Origin of the sequence: Stenotrophomonas sp. DDT-1 (assembly GCF_001580555.1) — a bacterium.
GTDB lineage: Bacteria > Pseudomonadota > Gammaproteobacteria > Xanthomonadales > Xanthomonadaceae > Stenotrophomonas > Stenotrophomonas sepilia.
The window spans coordinates 1-22446 of record NZ_LEKR01000044.1 but is presented as its reverse complement, the minus strand read 5'-3'; the positions used below and the strand labels follow the sequence as shown (position 1 = coordinate 22446).

General features: G+C 66.3%; 21 protein-coding genes. 9 read left to right on the top strand and 12 right to left on the bottom strand.

The window, feature by feature from the left end; translation table 11 throughout:
- Positions 1-49: 49 nt before the first annotated feature.
- Positions 50-1438, bottom strand: a complete 1389-nt coding sequence (locus AB839_RS17370) for a phosphatase PAP2 family protein (protein WP_082783370.1) — start codon at positions 1436-1438, stop codon at positions 50-52.
- Between the two features lie 373 nt (positions 1439-1811).
- Here AB839_RS17370 and AB839_RS17365 point away from each other — a divergent pair, with 373 nt between their 5' ends.
- The 3 genes from AB839_RS17365 (at position 1812) to AB839_RS17355 (ending at position 4915) form a co-directional block, all read left to right on the top strand.
- On the top strand, positions 1812-2099 hold the full coding sequence (locus tag AB839_RS17365; protein WP_061480314.1) for a hypothetical protein: 288 nt from the start codon (positions 1812-1814) through the stop codon (positions 2097-2099).
- Complete coding sequence (locus AB839_RS17360; RefSeq protein ID WP_061480313.1) at positions 2099-2320, top strand: hypothetical protein; 222 nt, start codon at positions 2099-2101, stop codon at positions 2318-2320. Before AB839_RS17365 ends, AB839_RS17360 begins: the two co-directional genes overlap by 1 nt.
- 402 nt (positions 2321-2722) lie before the next feature.
- Positions 2723-4915, top strand: a complete 2193-nt coding sequence (locus tag AB839_RS17355) for an autotransporter outer membrane beta-barrel domain-containing protein (RefSeq protein WP_241776800.1) — start codon at positions 2723-2725, stop codon at positions 4913-4915.
- 121 nt (positions 4916-5036) lie between these two features.
- On the opposite strand, the gene AB839_RS17350 is transcribed toward AB839_RS17355, so the two are convergent.
- Positions 5037-7232, bottom strand: a complete 2196-nt coding sequence (locus AB839_RS17350) for a TonB-dependent siderophore receptor (RefSeq protein ID WP_061480311.1) — start codon at positions 7230-7232, stop codon at positions 5037-5039.
- Between the two features lie 238 nt (positions 7233-7470).
- On the opposite strand from AB839_RS17350, the gene AB839_RS17345 reads away from it, so the two are divergent.
- Genes AB839_RS17345 through AB839_RS22045 form a run of 3 tightly spaced genes read left to right on the top strand, consistent with a single transcriptional unit; the run spans position 7471 to position 9334 of the window.
- Entirely contained in the window at positions 7471-8073 is a 603-nt protein-coding gene (locus AB839_RS17345) for a TetR/AcrR family transcriptional regulator (RefSeq protein WP_061480310.1), read from the top strand.
- 12 nt (positions 8074-8085) lie between these two features.
- On the top strand, positions 8086-9198 hold the full coding sequence (locus AB839_RS17340; protein ID WP_241776799.1) for a crosslink repair DNA glycosylase YcaQ family protein: 1113 nt from the start codon (positions 8086-8088) through the stop codon (positions 9196-9198).
- Between the two features lie 13 nt (positions 9199-9211).
- Complete coding sequence (locus AB839_RS22045; RefSeq protein ID WP_260619799.1) at positions 9212-9334, top strand: hypothetical protein; 123 nt, start codon at positions 9212-9214, stop codon at positions 9332-9334.
- 116 nt (positions 9335-9450) lie between these two features.
- Here AB839_RS22045 and AB839_RS17335 read toward each other — a convergent pair whose 3' ends face one another.
- The 3 genes from AB839_RS17335 to AB839_RS17325 all read right to left on the bottom strand — a co-directional run bounded on the left by AB839_RS17335 (position 9451) and on the right by AB839_RS17325 (position 11401).
- Positions 9451-10044 (bottom strand): mechanosensitive ion channel domain-containing protein, encoded by a 594-nt coding sequence (locus AB839_RS17335; protein WP_061480309.1) that lies wholly within the window; start codon positions 10042-10044, stop codon positions 9451-9453.
- Positions 10045-10050: 6 nt separating this feature from the next.
- Positions 10051-10917, bottom strand: coding sequence for a glucose 1-dehydrogenase (locus tag AB839_RS17330; protein WP_019659796.1), 867 nt, complete (start codon positions 10915-10917; stop codon positions 10051-10053).
- Positions 10918-11017: 100 nt separating this feature from the next.
- Positions 11018-11401 carry a sensory rhodopsin transducer gene (locus AB839_RS17325; RefSeq protein WP_061480308.1) on the bottom strand — a complete coding sequence of 128 codons (384 nt, stop codon included), beginning with the start codon at positions 11399-11401 and terminating at the stop codon, positions 11018-11020.
- 59 nt (positions 11402-11460) lie between these two features.
- Between AB839_RS17325 and AB839_RS17320 the strand changes: the two genes are divergently transcribed.
- Positions 11461-12447 carry a TIGR03885 family FMN-dependent LLM class oxidoreductase gene (locus AB839_RS17320; RefSeq protein WP_061480307.1) on the top strand — a complete coding sequence of 329 codons (987 nt, stop codon included), beginning with the start codon at positions 11461-11463 and terminating at the stop codon, positions 12445-12447.
- Here AB839_RS17320 and AB839_RS17315 read toward each other — a convergent pair.
- Entirely contained in the window at positions 12417-14003 is a 1587-nt protein-coding gene (locus tag AB839_RS17315; protein ID WP_061480306.1) for an alpha-amylase family glycosyl hydrolase, read from the bottom strand. The two genes, AB839_RS17320 and AB839_RS17315, sit on opposite strands and share 31 nt — an antisense overlap.
- A gap of 160 nt (positions 14004-14163) precedes the next feature.
- On the opposite strand from AB839_RS17315, the gene xth reads away from it, so the two are divergent.
- Positions 14164-14955: an exodeoxyribonuclease III gene (xth, locus tag AB839_RS17310; protein ID WP_061480305.1), complete on the top strand. Its 792-nt coding sequence runs from the start codon at positions 14164-14166 to the stop codon at positions 14953-14955.
- Here xth and AB839_RS17305 read toward each other — a convergent pair whose 3' ends face one another.
- The 6 genes from AB839_RS17305 to AB839_RS17280 all read right to left on the bottom strand — a co-directional run bounded on the left by AB839_RS17305 (position 14956) and on the right by AB839_RS17280 (position 20022).
- Complete coding sequence (locus AB839_RS17305) at positions 14956-16674, bottom strand: diguanylate cyclase (protein ID WP_061480304.1); 1719 nt, start codon at positions 16672-16674, stop codon at positions 14956-14958.
- 120 nt (positions 16675-16794) lie between these two features.
- Positions 16795-16989, bottom strand: coding sequence for a hypothetical protein (locus AB839_RS17300; protein ID WP_061480303.1), 195 nt, complete (start codon positions 16987-16989; stop codon positions 16795-16797).
- A complete protein-coding gene (locus tag AB839_RS17295) occupies positions 16989-17624 on the bottom strand; it encodes a DNA-3-methyladenine glycosylase (RefSeq protein WP_061480329.1) in 636 nt (211 codons plus the stop codon). Before AB839_RS17295 ends, AB839_RS17300 begins: the two co-directional genes overlap by 1 nt.
- 72 nt (positions 17625-17696) lie before the next feature.
- Positions 17697-18656 carry a cation diffusion facilitator family transporter gene (locus AB839_RS17290; protein ID WP_061480302.1) on the bottom strand — a complete coding sequence of 320 codons (960 nt, stop codon included), beginning with the start codon at positions 18654-18656 and terminating at the stop codon, positions 17697-17699.
- 69 nt (positions 18657-18725) lie between these two features.
- A complete protein-coding gene (locus tag AB839_RS17285; RefSeq protein ID WP_061480301.1) occupies positions 18726-19295 on the bottom strand; it encodes an AprI/Inh family metalloprotease inhibitor in 570 nt (189 codons plus the stop codon).
- An 82-nt stretch (positions 19296-19377) separates the two neighbouring features.
- The gene (locus tag AB839_RS17280) at positions 19378-20022 is read right to left on the bottom strand and encodes a TetR/AcrR family transcriptional regulator (protein ID WP_061480300.1); all 645 of its coding nucleotides are present in this window, start codon (positions 20020-20022) and stop codon (positions 19378-19380) included.
- 123 nt (positions 20023-20145) lie between these two features.
- Between AB839_RS17280 and AB839_RS17275 the strand changes: the two genes are divergently transcribed.
- Complete coding sequence (locus tag AB839_RS17275) at positions 20146-22434, top strand: TonB-dependent receptor (RefSeq protein ID WP_197467694.1); 2289 nt, start codon at positions 20146-20148, stop codon at positions 22432-22434.
- Positions 22435-22446: the final 12 nt, after the last annotated feature.

The following is a 22446-nucleotide window of genomic DNA, read 5'->3' as shown; positions in this document are numbered from 1 at the left end:
AGAGCCGGACAAGACGCAGCCGAGCATGGCTGGGCGCCATGCGTGGCCGCTACCGCGGGTGCCTCATCGGCCACCACGCGGCAGCCGCACTGGCACCCCACGCCACCCACGCGCCCAGCCCCGCGTAGACCAGCGCCTGCAGGCCGGCCGCAAGCACGAACGGTTCGGCGCGCTGTGCCATCGGCAGGCACACGCCACCCAGCACCAGCAGGCCGGCCAGCAGCCATGCTGCCGAGCGCATCGACGCTCGCTCCCGGGTTGCACGCGGCAGCACCGCGCAGGCGGCTGCTACGCAGAACGGCAATAGCAGCGGCATGGCCTGCCAGGCCACACCCACGGCCAGGCTGACGCAGGCAATGGCAGCCCAGCAGATCCGCTCGCGCACCGCCGGGTGTTCGTGGCGTGCCAGCGATGTCCCCAGCGCATGGATTCCAGCCGCGATCGCACTACCCAACAGCAACCCTGCAGCAACATCGCTCCAATAGTGAACCCCCAGCCAGACCCGGGCCATTCCGGCGATCACCCCGGCCAGCAGCGCGATACCCAGCACTGCCGAGCGTTTGAACCTTCCGGTGATGTGTTGGCGTGCCAACAACCACAGCGCGACCAGCACGAAGAAGCAGGTGGCGCTGGTGGTGTGCCCGCTGGGCAGGGAAGGGCCGGCGGCACCGGCCAGGCTGAGCGTGGCGTCGAAGCTGAAGGGGCGTGGCACCGGTGCGAAGACCTTGATGCTCTGCACGGCCAGCGTGACCACCATCAACGCCATCAGCATCAGGCGGGATGCCTGCGCGCCGAACGCAACCCACAACACGGGCATTGCCAGCAGATAGAACCAGAATTCGCCCAGGACGTTGCCAATCATCGCCAGCCCGCGCACCGGCCACTGCTGGGTGCGGTGCACGCGATCCAGCTCCGCTTGGCGGAAGGCCGAGGCGGCCCCGAAGCGCGCGACGGGGCGTACTTCACTCTCGGCTACTGCGTGCAGGCGCTGATACGCGTGCTCCAGCTGCTGCGGGAAGCGCGTGCGCAGCTGGCGGGCTTCGTCACGGCTGACCCAGCGCGCCTGGATGATCTCCCGCCCGAGGTGCGGCGCATCCAGCACATTCACCGCATTGCCGTGCACCTGGACGGGTTCGAGGGCACGGCAGGCGAACACATGCACACCCGCCCTGTCGTCCAGCAGGTCGGTGGTGGCGACGGCAAACCCAGCTTCTTCCAGCGCTTCGCGGGCGGCGGTCTGTTGCGGCAATTCACCGTGTTCTGCCGTTCCGCCAGGCAGCTGCCAGCGCGAGGTGACATCCTGCACCAGCAGCAGGCGCTCACCCGAGCGCATGACGCAGACCGAGGCGGCGGTTGCCAGCGGGGGTACGAGCAGGAGTGTTGCGAGCAGCACATGTCGCAACGACGTGGTGAACGAGGGAAAGGCTGGAAGGCGCATGGCACCACCGCGTGGGGAGGGTCACGCCGATGGTGGAGTACGGCCGGGAAGGGCACTATCGGATTCGTACGAATCCGATAGTGCACTTTTGTAGATCCACGCCATGCGTGGATGGCGTTCGCGAATTGCCTGACGATCCGTCGAGCCGTGCCCGCGCTCGGCTCACCGGACCAGACGGAGCCTTGCATGGCTCAGCGCTACAGCAACCGCGTTGTGCGGGCGTACTGCGAGAAAAGACAATCGCGATGGGGCATGTCTTGTTTAGCTGGCTGCAGCGTTCGTAGTGCGGATGGATTTGCAGCAAGTTGCATGGCATTCGGTGGCGTACGGCGCGAAAGTTTCCGGGCATAACACCTTTCGATTCCTGGACGCCATGAACAACCTCACCCGACAGCCTCTGGCGGCAGCACTGGTGCTGGCCCTGGTTCTGCCCGCAGCATCGGTGGCCGCCGCTCCTCCCGGCGTGCCTTGCCCGAGCATTCCGCGCCCGGCAGATCCGGGTGATCCGGCTGTAGAGGTGTCCTACCTGTGCGGCGTTGAGATTGCCGCACACGGTCTCTGGTTCGATCGGTCGCTGGAGGTCTACGACGCCACCGTGATCGGCAGGCGCGATCGCTGGCCTGGCGTGGAGATGGACATCATCACCATGGCTATCTGGTGATGGACGACAGCCCGGTCGAGACTGAAGGGATGATGTCCGACGCCGTGGTGATGGCCAGCAACCATGTGGACGGCGCAAGGATCGGCCGGTCGCACCTGCGGATCTCCGGCGAGGCTTCGACGGGGTTGTACGCAGGCAACATTTCGCCGGACGCGTCAGGTCTTATTGCCAAGGCGAATACGGCCACACCGCCTACGAAGTGCAGGCCGGCGCCGAGCTGAAGCTGGGCCAGCGCTGGGGGGGCCGTGCGGCGGCCTGAGCGTGCAGCGCGGTGACCGTGGCTATCGCAACGTGGGCGGCCAAGTGGGTTTGCGCATGGCCTGGTGATGTCTGTCTGGGTGCGACGAATCAGCGGTAGCTGACAATGAATGGCGTAGATCGCCATAGTTTGTCGTGATCAACTTTGAAACAAGTTGTATTCAGATGCTCTGGGTGAACTGACACAGTGGCCGCTTCTGAAATCCGCCTTTTCTCCGGATACACAACAAGTAGAAGCATTGATGCGTTCGGCGCCACCTCGTCATCTCCTTGCCGCCTCATTGGCCGGCATCCTGTTTCACATCCCGCTGGCCATGGCACAGCATGTTGTCGCTGATGGCAGCATCGCGGGTGAGGACTTCAAAATGCCTGCAGCGGGTGACTATGTCACCACTGATCCTGCCCAGCACGCCTTCCATGCACTTAATGGCGGCATGATCTTCGGCGACGACGGCATCCACTTGTCAACCCAGGGTGAGAAAGCTGCCGGCGTGCGCGTGGAGGGAGCGGGCAGCGCCGTGTTCCTGGGTCGCTCCAGCAGCATTCTGACCACGGGTGATGGCGCGGCGGGTATTGCGGCAGTGGCGGCGGGGTTCGATGGAACGCAGATCGCCATTGAAACCCGCGGTGACGCCGCAAGGGGTGTCGACCTGGACAACGCGCAGCTCGCGTTGTCGCAGGCGACAGTGCAGACCTCGGGAAATGCGGCACACGGTATCGTCGCCACAGGAGGCAGCCACGTCCAGTTGCAACGCACTGATGTGATGGCTCTGGGGGCAGGCGCGTGGGGCGCGGTACTGCGCGATGCCAGCCAGCTGCAGCTGGATGGCACGGTGGTTTTCAGTGAAAAGCATGGCGCAGTGCGCATTGAAGGTAGCGGCGACACCCGTATTGAACTGTCCAACGGCGCATTCCTGTATGGCGGGAATGGCACAGCGGTATCCCGGGATCCAGCAGCTACCGGACGCGTCGATGTCGTGCTGAGCGGAGGCTCGGAAATCCGCGGCGATATTGTTTCGGCACCGGGCGTTACGTCGAGCCCTGTCGGCGCGGCGGCGGATCTGCACGTGCGGCTGTCCGGTGCGTCAACGTGGACGGGACGTTCGGACGCCGTGCGTTCGTTGTGGCTGGAGAATGGTAGTACCTGGGCGTTGAGTGGAGATTCGCGTGTCGGATCGCTTGATGTCCGCAGCAGTGCGCTGCATCTTTCCGAGGGAGCGCGCTTCAACTCGCTGACGGTTGAGGGTGATCTGCATACGGAGGATGCGCACCTCTACTTCCGTGGGGCGCTGGAAGGCGATGACTCGGCCGTGGATCGCCTGCATGTGGTGGGTGACACCCATGGCGATGCGCGCGTCTACGTGTCCAACGTCGGCGGTGTGGGTGCAGCGACGCTTGAAGGCATCACCGTGATCCAGGTCGATGGCAGGTCGGATGCGAGCTATACGCTTGCTGGGCGTACCGTTGCCGGCACCAACGAGTATTTCCTGCACAAGGGTGGTGTGGCCGGCGGTGAAGGCAACTGGTACCTGCGTTCCGAATTGCCGACGACGCCCGATCCGTGCCAGGTCGATCCGTTGGTGCCGGGCTGTGCGCCGATCGAGCCGGTTGACCCGGTTGACCCGGTCACTCCGCCGTCTGTGCTGCGCCCGGAGGCCGGTGTCTACCTGGCCAATCAAATCGCTGCGCTGGGCATGTTCAGCCACCGGCTGAGTGATCGGCTGGGCAGCCTGGATGGAGGTGATGCACGCAATGCCTGGGCACGGGTCGGGCATGGTCAGGCCAACTTCACCGTGGTGGGTGGCCAGCTGTTGGCCAACGGCAACACCTCGGTGCTGCAGATCGGTACTGACCTGCTGCGGCGTGGCAACGCGGCTGCCGGGGTGATGCTGGGCAGTGGTCGCGCCGACAGCAGCGCAGTGTCTGATCTGACTGGCTACAGTGCCAAGGGTCGGGTGCGTGGCAGCGCGGTGGGCGTGTACGGCACCTGGTTGCAGGAGGCCGATGGCACGCGAGGCGCGTATGTGGATGCGACCCTGCAATACGGCCGATTCGACAACCGGGTGCAGGGCATCGGCCTGGCGCCGGAGCACTACGATTCGCGCATGGCCAGTGCGTCGCTGGAGACCGGCTACACCTTCAACGTGTGGCAGGGTGCCGCAAGCGCACTGTATGTGCAGCCGCAGCTGCAGCTGAGTCATGTTGACTTCCGCGCCGATCGCCACGTGGAGAGCAATGGCACGGTGATCGACCACGCCGATGCCGGTGGCCTGAGCGGGCGCCTGGGCGTGCGCGTGTTCGGTCATGGCACTGCCGCCGGCAACACCGTGCAGCCGTACCTGGGCGTCAACTGGCTGCGTGGCAGCGGAACCAGTACGTTGCAGTTCAACGGTGACACGCTGGGCGCGGACGTGCCGCGCAACCGCTACGAAGTGCAGGCCGGTGCCGAGCTGAAGCTGGGCCAGCGCTGGGGCGCGTGGGGCGGCCTGAGCGTGCAGCGCGGTGACCGCGGCTATCGCAACGTGGGTGGTCAAGTGGGTTTGCGCATGGCCTGGTAAGTGAGCCTGCATCGGAGTCAGATCCCCTTGCCAAGGCAAGGGGATCTGACCCCGGCTGCTGCTGGAGAGCCGAGTCTATGCTCGGCTCCACAGCAGATCCACGCCATGCGTGGATAACTTCTCAAAAATCCATGGTTGCCGAGAACAAAGCCGTTCTCGGTGCCCCCAGCGCCAGGCTGGAAAGCAACGGCATGCCCCAATACGCCTTGTTGGTCACGTTGTTCACCGTGGCGCGCAGCGCCAGCGGCCTGCCGGCCAGTGTGGTGCTGTAGCGCGCGCCCACGTCGAACAACGTGCGCCCCGGCACCGACAGGCGGTTGTCGGCACTGATGTACTGCTTCGACATCGCCGTGGCATTACCGGTCAGGGTCAGGCCTTCCAGCGCGGGCACATCCCACTCCACGCCCAGCTTGGCCTGCCGCTGCGCAATTGCCGTGGCCATGCGGCCTTCATTCACGCCGCCAGCCGTGCGGGTCAGCTTCGGCTGTACATAGGCCACGCCACCGAGCAGGCGCACGCCGTCCATCGGTGTGCCGAAGAAGCCCCATTCCATGCCCCGGTTCCGCTGTTCGCCGCCGAACGAGAAGATATTCGTGACCGGGTCGGTGTAGCTGCTGGGGCGCTTGATTTCATACAGGCTGAAGGTGTGCGCGAAGCGGCCCAGGTCCAGCTTCAGGCCCAGCTCCTTCTGCCTGGTGCGGAACGGCGCGAATACATCGCCGGCATTGGCGGCGGTCATCGGCGCGGTGGCGCCCTGGCTGAGGCCCTCGATGTAGTTGGTGTAGAGGGAGATCGTGTCGGTGGCCTTCACCAGCAGTGCCGCTGCCGGGGTGGTGGCGCTCTCGTCGTAGCGCGAGGTGCGTGCACCCGTGGCGACGTTGAAGGTCTCACTGACCACCTGCTGGCGGCGCACGCCCAGGGTCAACTGCACGCGCTCATCGGCGAAGGACAGGGTATCGGCAACGCCGAGGCTGTCCAGCTGCAGTTCGGTATGCGAGATGTGTGGCGCCACGAACGGCGCGGCCGGGCCCCAAACCGGGTTGTACAGGTTGGTGGTCCAGTCCCAGCCCGGCACGCTGCGGCGGCCGTAGTCGTTCTGGGTGTGCTGGTAGTGGGTCACGTTGGCAGCCCACTGGTGGCCGACGCTGCCGGTCCGGAACGAACCGCGCAGGCCGGCATCGCCGGACTGCTTCCTGATATCGAAGGCGAGCTGGCCGATCACCGTGGTGAAGTCGCCGGCCGGGTTGAGGATCTGCGCGCTGATCGAACCGTTGTAGCGGTAGTCGGTCCTGCTGGTGCCGTAGGCCAGGTAGGCCATCAGGGTATCGTTGATGTCCAGTTCGCCGCGCAGCATCGCGCCCTTGTCCTGGCTGTCCACGTAGGCCCAGTCCGGGTTGATCAGCGTATCGCCACGCGGCGGCCGCGGAATGGCGACGCCGGGTGCCAGGCCGACGCCACGTGCGGGGCCGTCAACACGGTCATCGGCGCTGTACAGGTCGGCCGACAGCCGCGCACGTTCGCCGCGCCAGTCCAGTGCCAGCGAACCGAGCTGGACCTTCTTGCGCTGCTTGCCCACGGCGCCATCGCCATCACGGTACGCGCCGTTGAAGCGGATGCCGAACTGCTTGTCCGCGCCGAGCCGACGGCCCATGTCCACATGGGTGCCGAACTGCGCGTCGGAGGCGAAGTTGGCGCTGACCCGCAACAGCGGCTGCTGGTCAGCGCGCTTGGGCACGAGGTTGACGCTGCCGCCGACCGAACCACCCGGCGGCATGCCATTGAGCAGCGCGGAGGGGCCCTTCAGTACCTCGATGCGTTCGAACATTTCCGGCGAGGTGCGGTAGTAGGGCGCCATGCCACTCAGCCCGTTGAAGGTGGTGTCGCTGGTGCTGGAGGCGAAGCCGCGGATTGCGTAGTTCTCGCTCCAGGAACCGGTGACGCCGTTGCTGAACACCGTGGGGTCGGTGGCGGCGATGACGTCGGTCAGGTCCTTGGCCTGGCGGTCGCGGATGAAGGACTCGGTGTAGCTGACCGTACTGAACGGCGTATCCATGAAGTCCTTGTCGCCGAGCAGGCCGATACGGCCGCCGGCGGCCACCTGGCCGCCGGCATAGTCGCCGGTCACGCGGCGCTGTTCCTGTACCTGCACCGAGGGCAGGGTGGACGGCGCGGTTTCGGCCAGCGCGGCACACGATGCCATCAGGCCAAGCGCGAGCGCCGATGCGCGGTAGCGCCGGGCCAGCCCGTGTGGAAGTGGCTGGCTGCAGGACACGGCGGCAGCTTGGTTCTGTGAAGCGGAGAAGGGGGATACGGTCATGCCAGGGTCCTGTGAATCGCGAGGGCGAGCGCGCCTGGCGCGCGGCCAACGGCAAGCACGGGGGAGGGCGCAGCGCGGGGTTGTCGGCTGGGTGGGGACCTGGCGGGAAGTGAGCCACGGGCTCGATCCGGACGGCGCCATGATTGCGAACCAGACGCATTCCGAATTAGTTGAGTAAATTAAACTAAAGAGACCGAAGCGGACAAGAGGGTCCCTTTGCTGGCACCCTCGGCAGGGTATGAGCACGCAACGCGAAACCACGGTGCCGCCTCGCGGCCGTCCACCGACCATCACCCCCGAGCGCCTGGCCGACATCGGCATCCGCCTGGGTCTGCCCAACCTGACCATGGCCAACGTGGCCGCCGAACTGGCGGTGACCCAGGCCGCGCTGTACAAGCGCGTGGCGAACCTGGAGGCGTTGAAGCGGCTGGTGGCCGAAGCCGTGTTCCAGCGCTGGCAGGTCCCGCGCGCGTCGGCCGATGCGGCGGGCGGCCTGCAGGGCTATCTGATGGTGTTCGTGGAATCGTTGTGCGAGGTGGTGAAGGCGCATCCCGGGTTGCCGCCATACCTGCTGCGGCGCACGGTGGCGACCGCGCCGATGCTGGAAAAGATTGCCTCGCACCAGGCGCATGTGGCCGAAGTGTTCGGCCTGCCGATGGACAAGGCACGCTGGCTGCTGGCCACGATCGCGTTCTATTGCATCGCCGGTGCCGACACCATCTACGCGATTGCGGACGACGAAGAAGGCCAGGTGATCACCGAGTTCAAGCAGGGCATGCGGGCGCTGGTGATCGGGTCGTTGCAGTTGTTGGATGCGGAGGACGCGGACGGGTCACCGTGATGCCATCCACGCATGGCGTGGATCTACAATGCGGCCATGCCAGCCACGCCCACCTTTGAAGATCTGCGCCGCTATGCGGTGGCGCGCACCCTGTTCAAGCCGACCACGCTGCTGACCGCGATCCGGAAGCTGGGCTTCGTGCAGGCCGACCCGATCCGGGCACCGGCACGCGCGCAGGATCTGACCCTGCGGCACCGGGTGAAGGACTATCGCGCGGGTGATCTTGAACGTCGTTATGCGCGCTTGCCGGTGGAAGAGGACTGCCTGGTGAACTACGGCTTCCTGCCGCGCGAGCATCTGGCGCTGATGCACCCGCGCGTGTCCAAGCGCGAGTGGGACGCCGAGACCCATCGCCGCGCGGCCGAGGTGCTGGCGTTCGTGCGCGAGCGCGGCAGCGTACACCCCCGCGAGGTCGACCAGGCGTTTGCGCATGGGCGGGTGACCAACTACTGGGGCGGCACCAGCAACGCCAGCACGCATCTGCTGGACGGCATGCACTACCGCGGCCTGCTGCGCGTACAGCGGCGTGATAGTGGCACGCGCATCTATGCAGTGGCCGAGCACGCCGAACCGGATGCCAGCGAGCAGGCACAGATCGAACGCGCCGCTGCCCTGATTGATCTGGTGGTGCGCAAGTACGCGCCGCTGCCATCGGCCAGCCTTACCTATCTGGTGCGCCTGCTGGGCTATGGTGCACCGCATCTGGCCGAGCAGACCCGCAAGGCATTGGCGCTGGCCAAGCAGCAGCTGGCCAGCTGCACGCTGGAGGGCACCACCTGGTACTGGCCGGCAGACGAAAATCCACGCTCGCGCCGGCACGCGCCAGACGAGCAGGTGCGCCTGCTGGCGCCGTTCGACCCGGTGGTATGGGACCGCCGCCGTTTCGAGCTGTTGTGGAATTGGGTCTACAAGTTCGAAGCGTACACGCCTGCGCCGAAACGCCAGTACGGCTACTACGCACTGCCGGTGCTGTGGCACGACCAGGTAGTGGGCTGGGCCAACCTGAGCGTGCGCGACAGTGAGTTGGTGTCGAGCGTGGGTTATGCCGGCAAGTCGCTGGCCCGCGACAAGGTGTTTGGTGGCGCGCTGGACGACGAGCTGCAGCGCATGGCGGAGTTCCTGTAGCGCCAAGCGGCGCATGGGTACCTATCTGGTGCTGGCCGCGTTGGTGTGTTCGTCTGTGATCGGGTTGGGCTTCGGCTGCTTCCCGGCACGCAGTGCTGCACAGCTGGACCCTATCCAGGCACTGGCGGCGGAATAGGGCCGCCCGCTATGGCACCTGTAGAGCCGAGCCCGCGCTCGGCTGCACTCCGTTCAAGTCGCGCGCACCGAGCGCTGCGCGCAGCAATCCGAGCATGGGCTCGGCTCTACAGCTACTCAGCGCACCTTGCCTTTGATTGGCACGCTTCCTGGCAGCTGGGAATAGCCGCCGTCACCCCAGTGCCGGGTGATGCGCTGGAAGAACAGCGAGTTCGGCACGCGCAGCAGGCAACCGCGCGCGCCGTCGCCACGATCACTCAGCGTGGTGTAGATCAGGTTGATATCAACCACCTGACCGCACAAGCCCGGCTTGTCCACGCTTTCCAGCACTTCGATGGTGTCATTGATGCGGAACGGGCGCGTGGCGACGATCAGGAACGAACAGAACAGGTTGGACAACACGCTCCACGCGGCGAAGAACGCCACCGCACCGACCGCCATGAACCCGGTCAGCGCGGTCCACAGCACCGAGCGCGACACGCCCAGTCGCTCCAGTATCAGCAGCGCGGCCGCCAGATACAGCAGCAAGGCACCGCCGCGGCGCAGGCCCACATGAAGCTCTGGTGCCAGCCTGCCGCGCCGCCGCGCCTGCACCAGCAGCCACGCCAGGGCATGCACCATCACCCATGCGACGCCGAGGATGGCCAGCACCTCGGCCACCGGCACAACGACGGTCAGCCAGTCCTCGATCCAGGCGGGCAGTCCGGCCATGAGGGGTCACAGTGTTGCCGCGCCGCCGGAGATGGTCAGCAGCGCACCGGAGGTGTAGCTGGCGCTGTCCGAAGCCAGCATCACATAGGCCGAGGCCAGCTCGGCCGGCTGTCCGGGGCGGCCGAACGGCGTCTGTGCGCCGAACTGTTCGACCTCTTCGGCGGCCATGCCTGCGGGAATGAACGGCGTCCAGATCGGGCCGGGCAGCACGGCATTGACGCGGATCTGATGCTCGGCGAGCAGCCCGGCCAGCCCCAGCGTCAGGTTGGCGACGGCACCTTTGGTTGCAGAATAGGGAAGGATGTTCGGCGTCGGTCGCTTGGAATTGACCGACGCCGTGTTGATGATCGCACCGCCACCGCGCAGGTGTGGCACGCACAGCCGGGTCAGATTGAACACGGCATGCACGTTGGTATCGAACGTCCGCTTCCAGTCATCCAGGGTGATGTCGTCGAAGTGCTCGTAGTAGCGCTGGTAGGCCGCGTTGTTGACCAGGATGTCGAGACCGTCCAGTTCACTGGCCACGCGGTCTACGAGCGATCGCGCCTGCGCCGGGTCGCTGATGTCACAGGGCACCAGCACGGCCTTGCGCCCGGCCTGTTCGATCTGCTGCTGCACATGGCGGGCGTCGTCCTGCTCGCCATCGAGGAATGCGATGGCAACGTCGGCGCCTTCGCGCGCGAAAGCGATCGCCACCGCCGCGCCGATACCGCTGTCACCGCCGGTGATCAGTGCCTTCTTGCCCTGCAGCAGGCCATGCCCGCGATAACTGTCCTCGCCGTGGTCCGGCCGGGGCTGCATCTGCGCAGTCTTGCCGGGGAAGGATTGCTGCTGGGCCGGGAAGGGCGGGCGTGGGTAGTCGGGCAGGGCCATCGTCACTCTCCGAAAGGAAACCGGCGCCAGTCTCCCTCCAAGCGGGTAAACGGCTGGAGGGCGCGGTGTCGTTGCAGCGTGGACGCCTGCGCGCGCGGCTTCACACTGGATGCGCGATGGTGGTCATGATGCTGTTGGCCGGTTGCCGTGAATCCAGCCGCGTGTGCTGCACGATGATCGGCTGGTCGGATTCGACGAGGGTGGCGAAGCCCGTGCCGCGCGGCACAGGTGCCGGATCCTGCAGGTCGTTGAAGCGCAGATGGCAGGTGCGCCGTGCCGGCACCGTGATCCGGTAGGGGCCCACCGGATCGCGGTCCTCGAAGTAGAGGGTCAGGGTGACATGTGCGTCCTCGTTGCCGGCATTGAGGACGCAGCATGTTTCGTGACTCTGCATCTCCGGTGACGGGCCGTTGCTCCAGGCTGGAATGTAGCCTTCGGCGATAGCCCAGCGTCGATGCCCGATGCAGGAAGTGTTCGTTTCCATGACGCGGTTTTAGCCGGAGGGGTGTTGCCATCGTGTCCAGTCCCCGCACGGAATCCGTGATGACCATCGGCTACCACGCATCGCATGAGCAGTTCCCGCCCGCCACCTTGCTGGGCCTGGCGCTGCGCGCCGAACAGGCGGGATTCGAGGCCCTGATGTGCTCCGACCATTTCCACCCCTGGACGACCGCACAAGGGCAGTCGGGCCACAGCTGGGTGTGGGCCGGCGCGCTGGCGGTGCAGAGCGCGTTGACCCTGGGCATGGTGACGTGCCCGATGCTGCGCCAGCACCCGGCCTTGGTGGCACAGGCAGCGGCGACGCTGGAGCAGCTGGCGCCGGGCCGGATCTGGCTGGCGCTGGGCACCGGCGAGGCCCTGAACGAGCGCATCACCGGCCAGCCGTGGCCAGCCAAGCGCGAGCGGCAGAAGGCGCTGCGCGATGCTGCCGAGGTGATGCGGCGGCTGTGGGGCGGCGAGCGGGTCGACCACGACGGTGGCTTCCAGGTGCGGCAGGCACGGCTCTACAGTCGCCCGGCGCTGCCCTTGCCGCTACTGGGGGCGGCCGTCACTGAGGAAACCGCACGCTGGATGGGGGGCTGGGCCGATGGCCTGATCACCATCAGCCAGCCACTGGCGCAGTTGCGGCGTGTGGTGGCGGCGTTCGAACAGGGCGGTGGCAGGGGCAAGCCGATGTATCTGCAGGCCAAGCTCTCCTACGCGCGTGCCGAACAGGCGGCACTGGAAGGCGCGATGGAGCAGTGGAGCGCCAATGTGCTGCCACCGGAACTGGCCGAAGGCCTGGACCAGCCCGAGCAGTTCGAGGCACAGGCTCGGTCGGTCAGTGCCGAGGTGCTGCGCCAGCACGTGCATGTCTCGGCGGATCTTGGCCAACACCGGGCCTGGCTGCAGGAACTGCACTCACTGGGCTTCGATCGCATCTACCTGCACAACGTGAACCGCGAGCAGGACCGCTTCATCGACGACTTCGCCGAACACGTGCTGCCCGCACTGCGCACTCAGACGCCCTCGGCGGCCAGCCACGCATAGCCGTGGCCCTGCAGGAAGCAGCGGTTATCCTGCATGGTGGTGCCGTGGCCCACCAGCGTGTGCAGCGGGCCGTGCAGGGGTACGTCCACATCAACCGGGTTGTCGCCGAAGTTGATCAGTGCAAGCGCCTGGCGGGGTGCGTCGCCGTAGCGGAGCATCAGCAGCGCGGGTGAGGGTGGATCGAGCGTGTGTGGCCCCTGCTGCAGCACGGGATGGGCATTGCGTTGCTGCAGCAGCTCGCGCACACGCCGCAGCAGCGAGCCGGGCGTCGCGCGTTGCGCCTCGACATTCACCGTCCGGTAACCGTAAGCGCCGTCTGCCGGAGGCGCGCGCCACGCATGCCGTGGCTGTTCGGTAAACCCCGCCCCTGGGCGATCGTGCCAGTGCATCGGCATCCGCACGGCGTTGCGCTCGGGCAGTTCCAGGCAGTCGCCGAGGCCGATTTCCTCGCCATACCGGATCACCGGCACCTGACCCAGCGACAGCAGTGCGGCCCAGGCCATGGCCTGCCACCCGGTGTCGCCGTCCAGCATGGGCGCCAGCCGGCGGCGGATGCCGCGGCCATAGATGCGCATGCCAGGTTCGGGCGCGAAGCACTCCATCACCGCTTCGCGCTCGTCGGGCCGCAGCTGCTCCAGGTCAAGCTCATCATTGTTGCGCAGCCAGGCGATGCGGGTGTGCGGCGGCGCCTGCGATCCGTATTCGGCCATGACCCGGGCCACTTCGCTGGCGTCGCCGCGCGCCAGGGCCAGGAAGAAATGATTGTTCAGATGGAAGTCGAGCAGGTGCGAAAGCCGCCGCCCCTGGCACAGGAAGTCACCGTAGCGGGACGCGCGGACATCCGCTTCGCCGATCAGCGGCAGGCCTGGCTGTTGCGCATCTGCCGTGGCGCGCATTTCCTCCAGCAGCCACAACCCGTCGTCGCGCGGGTCCGCGTGGCGGGCGCGCTCGACCATGTACGGGACCGCATCCACGCGGAAGCCGGCCACGCCGCGCTGCATCCAGAACGTCATCACCCGCAGCAGTTCGTCGCGTACTGGCGCATGGGCCAGCTCCAGGTCTGGCTCGTGCCGGTAGAACATGTGCCGGTTGAACGCGCCGGCCTCGGCGTCCCATGTCCAGGCAGACGCCTCGATCGGCGGGAACATCGGCTGCAGGCCGTCGTCGGGCACGTGGTCGCTCCACAGGTACCAGCGGCGCCATGCCGGGTCGCCCCGCTGCGCGGCGACGAACCACGGGTGGGCGCTGGCAGTGTGCTGCATCACCAGCTCTACGATGATGCCGATACCGCGTGCGTCGGCAGCATCGACCAGGTGCTGGAACGCGGCCTGGTCGCCCAGGCGTGGATCGATGCGGTAGTGATCGGTGACATCGTAGCCACCGTCACGGCCGGCATTGCAATAGAACGGCAGCAGCCACAGGTGGCTGACACCGAGCCACTGCAGGTAGTCCAGCTTTTCGGTGATGCCATCCAGGGTGCCCCAGCCGCGCCCATTGCTGTCGCGGAACAGGTAGGGGTCGACCTGGTAGATCGCGCGCAGCGGGCGCACCGCCATGGGGCTTCTCCGTCACTGGCCACGGGTGACCAGCCTGCTGTCGCCCGTGGCAGCGGTTCGTGAAACGGATGGCACCCTGTCATGACATGGCATCCACGGACTCTGCATGCGCGGGCGCGCACAGTGAATGCTCATTCCCGGCGCCGAGGAGTCTTCCTGCATGGCCCGACGTAAAACGCTTCGCATTGCCACGTTCAACGTCAACGGCATCGGCACACGCTTGCCGCAGCTGTTGGACTGGCTGCACAGGGAATCGCCGGATGTGGTTGCCCTGCAGGAACTGAAGGCGACCGACGCCGCGTTTCCGGCTTCAGTATTGGAAGAGGCGGGCTACGGCGCGCTCTGGCAGGGCGAGGCGCGGTGGAACGGCGTGGCGCTGCTGGCACGAGGGACCGCGCCGGTCGAGAGCCGCCGCCGATTGCCGGGCGAGCCCAAGGACACCCAGAGCCGCTACCTGGAGGCGGCGGCGCACGGGGTCATCGTGGGTGCCCTCTACCTGCCCAACGGCAACCCGCAGCCCGGGCCCAGGTTCGACTACAAGCTGCGCTGGATGGAGCGCCTGATCCGGCATGCGCGCAGCCTGGTCGAGCTGCCGCATCCGGCGCTGCTGCTGGGTGATTTCAACGTGATTCCCACGGACGCCGATGTCTATGACCCGAAGGCCTGGCGCCGCGATGCGCTGTTCCAGCCTGAAGTGCGCGAAGCCTTTGAACGACTGCTGGCGCAGGGCTGGACCGATGCGGTGCGGGAGGTGCACGGCGACGCCACGATCTATACCTTCTGGGACTATTTCCGCCAGCATGCCGAGCGCGACCGTGGGTTGCGCATCGATCATCTGCTGTTGAACCCCGTACTGGCGGAGCGACTGAAGGACGCTGGCGTCGACCGCTGGGTACGCCTGCAGGAAAAGGCCAGCGACCACGCGCCGGCCTGGGTGACGGTAAGCGCGTGATCAACGCGCGGCTGGGTCCTCGCGTCGCTCGCGGCGTACCCGTGCGCGGGTGCGATACAGGCGGCTGTCCGCTTTCTGGATGGTGTCGGCCACCGGCTCGCCGGGCGTGTTGATGGCCGCACCCATCGAGAACGCGCTGGGCGAGAGCGCGGCGTGGTCCTGGTACCAGTGCTCGAGTTCGCTCAGGCGGCCATTCGCTGGCGCGACCAGCACCACCATGAACTCGTCGCCACCGAGCCGTACCACTGTCTCATCCTTGCCCAGCGGTGAGCGCAGGAACGTGGCGAACTCGACCAGGACGGCGTCGCCGCGCCGGTGGCCTTGGGTGTCGTTGATGTGCTTGAAGTGGTCCAGGTCGAACATCACGCAGGCCCAGCGCTCGTCAATCAGTTCATCCAGCCGGTGCAGGTAGCGCCGGTTGTAGCACTGGGTGAGCGGATCCTTGAAGGACATTTCGCGCAGCTGCTGCTCCTGCATCCGCAGCGCGGTGACGTCCTGTGCATGTCCCAGCACGTAGGGCGGGCTGGCCTCGCTGTCGAGCACGTTGTGGTACGCCCAGTAGTGGCGCGTACCGTCGGCGGCAATCAGCTCGATCACGCCAGCGTCGGTGTGATTTGCCCGGATCCGAGCGAGGTAGGCCTTGAAGCCCTCGCGTTTTTCCGGCGGCATCAGGTCACACAGGCTGCGCCCGATCATCTGGCTTTCCTCGAAGCTCAGCGACTGCACCGCCGCGGGATTCACCGAGGTCAATGTGCCGTCCAGCGCGTGGGTGCAGATCAGGCCCAGGCTGTAGTGGAACAACCGCCGGTAGCGGGTTTCGCTCGCTTCCAGCGCGTCCAGCGCGGCTCGTTCGTCCGTGATGTCCTGGATCGCCCCGACCAGGCGCGGATGGCCGTCGACCTGTTGCCGGCTGCCAACGACCCGGGTCCAGATCGCACGACCGTCGGCGGTGGTCATCGGTAGCTGTACTTCCCAGGAAGCGCCTTCGTCGATACAGCGCTTTACCGCAGCCTGGATGATATTGCGGCTGTCCTCGCGATAGAACGAGAGTGCGGTCTCCAACGTAGGCTCGAAGTTGCTGCGTACGCCATGCAACTGCTTGGTTTCCCGTGTCCAGCGCACCTCGTTGGTCAGCAGGTCCATCTCCCAGCCGCCTACCCGTGCGGCACGGTTGGTACGCTCCAGGAAGTCCTCGCTGCGTTTCAGCTCGCGATGCAGCGCCTTGGCCTGGCCCACCTGCGCCATCAGGGTGCTGCGCTGTTCCAGCACCTGGGTGGTGACCCGCGCCAGATGCACCATCAGTTCGCGCTGGGAGGGGGACAGCACACCGGGCATCGGGTCGAGCAGGCACAGCGTGCCGATACGTGCGCCGTGCGCCGAGCCCAGAGGGATGCCAGCGTAGTGGCGGATACGCGGCCCACCCGTCACCAGGGGATTGGTGGAGAAACGTGGGTCCTGGCGCGCATCGGGTATCTCGAACAGCTCGTCCTGGCGTATGGCATGGGTGCAGAAGGAAATTTCGCGGGCCGTTTCGCGGACGCCCTCAAGGCCGATGTTGGCCTTGAACCACTGGCGGTCTTCGGCCACCACGCTGATCAGGCCCATGGTCATGCCGGTTGCGGCGCGGGCGGCGGCGACGATGGCATCGAACACCGGCTCCGGCGGCGTATCCAACAGGTGCAGTCGTTCGATTTCGAGCAGTCGTTCGGCTTCGTCCATGGCGCTTTTCAGGGCTGGGTGGCGAGGGCGGTTGCGGCGGCTGTCTGGGGCTAACGTAGTAGGTGCGGCGTTATGTATCGCCATGGCTGGGTGATGCCGACGTGAGCTGGGTGCGCCGGTTCAGTGCTCGCGCAGCGACGCCTGCAATGCGGTTGCCAGCGCCGCGTCCCCGGACACCAGATCCTGCCAGCGCAACGCAATGCCCTTGCGTCGCCCCTTCTCCGCCAGCTTCAGGCCTTCAGGGTCCACAGTCAGGGTGTAGGGCTGGCCATCGATCTCCAGTTCGCGTCGCAACGGCTTGTCGAGAGGTGTCATCAACGTTTCCTTGCGGGGGCGGAGATGCGGCGTCGCCGCACCGATACGTGACGGTGGTCACGGACGTGCCATCGCCAGGGGAAATCGACGGCTCGGGTGATGCCGATGCGTGGACCAACTTCCGGGTCGGACGGAGGCGGGGTGCCATCGCTGGCGATCACGATGCCATGGCTGCCGGTCACCAGATCGGCGCCGTCGAAGCTGCGGTCCAACCCGAAGGCCTGCGAGAGCTTGCCGGGGCCACTGGCCAGATCGTGGTCGCGGCGCGCGGCGGGGCGCAGTTCGCGCATACGCTCCAGGCCCAGCAACGGCTCGATGGCCCGCAGCAGCACCGCCACGCCTTCACCGACCTCTCCGCAGACCACGTTGCTGCCCCAGTGCATGCCGTACGTGAAGTAGACATAGAGGTGGCCGGCCTCACCGAACATGCTGGCCGTGCGCGGCGTTGGCCCGCGATAGGAGTGCGCGGCGGGATCGTCGCTGCCGGCATAGGCTTCAACCTCCACGATGCGGCCAGCGCGACCATCGTCGCGCACCAGCAGCTTGTTGAGCAACTCCGGCGCAACGTCGGTCGATGGACGCCGGTAGAAGCGGCGCGGCAGGATCTGCAGGGAGGCGGGCAACCAATCCGGCACGGTGGTGGCAGGCTCGGGTGAAAGACCGTGGCACTGTGGCATCGATCAGGTGAAACGGGCGCGGACGCCGCGTCATTCCGGCGCAGGCGGTGCGGCCAATGCAGCGCGCCGGGCGGCATACACCTCCGGCGTCTGCGGCTTGATGAACAGTGCCACCAGTTCCGGATACTCGCGCTTCACCGCCGTTTCGATGCGGGTGATGCAGGCTTCGATCTGCGGGGTCCGGCGGTCATCCTCGAACTCGGCGCTGAGCATGGCCACGACCTGTTCCGGGCCCATCTGCATGGTGGTCACGCCATTGGCGCGGCGCAGGTCCGGATCGGTTTCGGCCACCGCCATGATCCGCTCGGCCACTGCTGGATGGGCAGGTTCTCCGACCAGCAGGCCCTTGGTCTCACGGGCCAGGAGGAAGGCGGTGGCGGCCAGCACGCCGGCGATGCACAGTGACGCAACGCCATCAAGCACCGGCATGTCCAGCACCTGCGCGGCCACCAGGCCGATCAGTGCGAAGCCCAGCCCGAGCAACGCAGCGCTGTCTTCCAGCAGTACGGTGAAGGTGGAAGGATCCTTGCTGCGGCGGAAGGCTTCGAAGTAGCCAAGTTTGCCTTTGGTACGCCGGAACTCGCGCAGCGCCACCCACCAGGAGCCACCCTCGAACAGGATGGAAATGCCCAGCACGCTGTAGCTCAACGCATGGTTGGTGGCCGGCTCCGGCCTGCGGATGTGCTGGATGCCCTCGTAGGCCGAAACGCCGGCACCGGCCGCGAACACCAGCAGGGCGACGATGAAGCTCCAGAAGTACAGCTCGCGGCCATAGCCGAACGGATGCAGGGAATCCGGCGCCTTGCCGGCACGGCGCAGCCCGTACAGCAGCAGAAGTTCATTCAATGTGTCGACCAGCGAATGCACGCCTTCGCTGAGCATGGCCGAGCTGCCGGAGATGCCGGCGGCGACGAACTTTGCAATGGCAATGGCGAGGTTGCCGGCGAGTGCGGCATAGATGACGAGACGGGAGCCGGAGGGAGCGGACATGTCAGCTGCGGGGTGGGGCGGATGCCTGATATTCCCGATCAGCGCGTGCCTGCTGCGTGCACGGTGCGATCAGCGCCCCTTGGGATTGAGATACAAGCGCGCACCATCCCATTCACGGTACCCCGTCCAGCGTCCGCCGCCCGACGCGCGGAAGCGCCCGAATACGGTGTTGCTGGTGTCTGTCAGCAGCAGCTGGTTGCCCGACAGCACCCAGCGGTTGGCCGAGAAGAAGCCATCCGGGCAGCCGGCAGGCACATAGGCACTGTAGCCGCCGAACCACTCGATGTTCTTCAGCTCGATGGTGCAGGTGCTGCCGTTCTCCTGGCCCAGTGTCCAGCTGCCGACCAGGTCGCTGTCGCGTGTATCGCGGTCATCGCGCCAGTCGTCGTTGTTGTCATGGACGCCGAAGCCCACGTCGATGCCTTTGCTTTCGCTGCGCGACTCGGATTGCGAGCTGCCGCTGGTAGTGGTCTGCGTGGTCATTGAGCCACTGTTCTGGATCTCGGTGCTGCTCGAATGGGTGGTCTGGTCGGTGCGGGCGGTCTGCTGGCCGAAGCCGAACGAGGCCTCCTGGGCGAGGGCGGGCAGCGCCAGGCAGCACAGCGCGAGCAGGCAGGTACGGGGGAGCACGGCGGCCATTGCAGCATCCTCGGCAGGTTGGATCGCGCGAGTATCGAACCGGTAGGGCGGGAGGCGGTGTGAGGGCGCGCCTCAACGCCCCTCAATCGGCCATCACCCGCGCAATGGCATCGGCCAGCAGGGCGCGTACCCGTTCCGGCGGCAGGTCCGGGTCGCGTACCGCACGCATCGCCAGGCCTTCCACCAGCAGCCGCAGCAGCAGGGTGCGTCCGGCAATCTGCTCTTCGTCCACGCTCCGGCCCTGATCGACATCACGCTGGCGCAGCCAGGCATGGATCGCGGCACTGGTCTGCTTGTCATGGGTGCGCAGCACCCCGGCCAGCACCGGGTCGCGATGCGCCTCGGCGTTGATTTCCGCATACAGCGCCACGCTGGCGATGGCATTGCCGTGGATCGGCAGCACCTCGCCGCGTGCCCATTGCTGGTAGCACGCGAGCAGGCCATCGACCAGATCCGACGCCGCCGGCATCTGGCTGATCGAGGCCTGGTCGTGGCGCAGCTGGCGCTCGATCAGGGCCAGGATCAGGGCGCGCTTGTTGGCGAAATAGCGGTACATCAGCCCCTGGCTGATCTCGGCCTCGGCGGCGATGTCGCCGATCGAACCTGCATGGAATCCGCGGGTGATGAAGCACTTCTGGGCGGCGTCGAGGATGCGACGGCGCTGGGATTCGGCATGGGCGGCGGCTGGGGCGTCAGCGGCTACTGCTACGGCGGTTTTCGGCGTCATTGGGTGAAGTCGGGGCATCCAGAGGCGGGATAGTACGTCACAGAAGGTGTGAATGAACGGTCATTCATTTGTAATTCCCGCCTCCCAGACTGCGCCGGTCTTCTCCTCCCGCGAATGAGTCCGATGCGCCACGCCACGCTGCACTGCCCGTTGCTCACCCTCGCCATCGCCGCCGCTCTGCCGACGCTGGCCCATGCCGAAGACAGCCCTGGCGCCGACGCCGGCGCATCCGCCGATGCGGCTCGCACCGTGGTCGCCCTGGACCAGGTGACGGTGACCGCACAGAAGCGCGCCACCAACCTGCAGGACACGCCGATCTCGGTGTCGGTGGTCGATGCCGAAGCGCTGAAGGATCGCAGCGCGATATCGCTCGGCAGCCTGTCCGATGGCTCCATTCCCTCGCTGCGGGTTACGCCGTTCGCCACCCGCAGTTCTGCGCTGAACATCGGCATCCGTGGCATCGGCGCCTCCGGCGACGCCAACCAGCCGGCGCGCGATGCCGGTGTCGGCATCTACGTCGATGGCGTGTTCATGGGCCGCGCGCAGGGCCTGGGCAGCATGCTCTACGACGTGGAGCGCATCGAAGTGCTGAAGGGCCCGCAGGGGACGCTGTTCGGCCGCAATACCGAAGGCGGCGCGGTGAGCATCGTGACCAAGGCGCCGACCGGCGAGTTTGGCGGCAGCGTCAGCGCCGGGGTGTCCAACTTCAGTGGGTACAACAGTGCGCTGCACCTGGACCTGCCCAAGGTGGGCGATGTCAGCTTCAAGATCGACGCCGTACAGGCCAAGCGCGGCGGCACCACCGAAAATCCCATGCGCGGCGAGCGCGACTTCAACAGCTACGACAAGCGCGGCGCACGCCTGAGCGCGCTGTGGCAGCCGAGCGATGACTTTTCGCTGCTGTACGCCTTCGACCGCTCCTACGATGCCACCACGCCGTATCACACCCAGGTGCTGGTGCCAGGCGCCTACCTCAGCCCGCTGCAGAAGGCAGGTGCCAGCCAGGACCGCCGCGACAGCGCCATCCTGGGCGGGCCGCAGGAAGACAATATCGGCCGCACCAGCGGCCATCTGTTGAACCTGTCGTGGGCATTGAATGACAACCTTGAGCTGAAGTCGATCAGTTCCTACCGCGAGCTGACCCAGGGCCAGTTCGACATGGGCCTGGTCGATGCGATCTCGGCCTATGGTGGCGCCGGCACGCCGTTCGGCCGCTACAGCCTGGCCCAGGTCTACCAGCACCAGTACAGCCAGGAATTCCAGCTGATCGGTAACACCTCGCAGGTGCAGTTCCTTGGCGGTGCGTTCTACTACCACGAGACCGCTGGCGACAATGCACAGACCCCGAACATGCTGGTGTGGGGGCCGGGTGGCAACAGCTACACGGTGAACCCCGCGACCAATCCGCTGGATCTTTCCCGGGTGCGTATCGACCGTGCCAGCAAGGCGTGGACCGACAGCCTGGGCGTGTTCGGCCAGGCCACGTGGACACCGGAAGCACTGCAGCGCCTGCACTTGACCGCCGGCGGTCGCTACACCCGTGATGACAAGAAGGGCAACCTGTACATCGTCAACGGTGCCGCCACCAACCTTGCGTTCAAGGACCGCTGGAGCCGCTTCGACCCGATGGTCAACATTGCCTACGACCTTGGCGAACACGCCATGGTCTATGCCAGGTACAGCACCGGCTTCAAGGCGGGTGGCGCCAACTCACGTTCGACCAATTACGCGGCCTTCGGTCCGGAGGAAGTGACGGCCTATGAGCTCGGCTTCAAATCGCAGTTCTGGGACAACCGTGCACGCCTGAACCTGGCCGTGTTCGATTCGACCATCGCGCACAAGCAGATGGACTTCTCGCTGCCGTTCGACCCGAACAGCGGTGAAACACGCACCACCATGGTCACCACCAACGCACTGAGCGATGGCAAGTCCCGGGGTGCGGAGCTGGAATTCAACGTGATGCCGGTGGACAACCTCACCCTCGGCCTCAACTACGCCTACACGAAGATCGAAGCGCAGACCGCGACGGACCCGTTCGGCGCTGGCGTGCAGGTGACCGTGCAGCCGCTGCTGGCACCGAAGAATGCGGGCAGCCTGTGGGTCGACTATCTGGTGCCATTCGCCAACTTCTCGGCACTGAAGTTCCATGTGGACGGCAACTGGTCCGACGGCTACTACACCAGCGAGTACGACCAGATGCTCACCGACAGCTCGTTCGTGGTGAATGCACGGGTGGCATTGGTAGATGTGCCGGTCAACAGCACCGGCACCACGATGTCGTTCTCGCTGTGGGCACGCAACCTGCTGGATGAGCAGCACCTGTTCTACAAGATCAACAGCGCGGCACTGGGCCAGAGCGGCATCTTCAACGACCCGCGCACCTTCGGCCTGGATGTGGCCGTCAACTTCTGATTCGAACGGAGA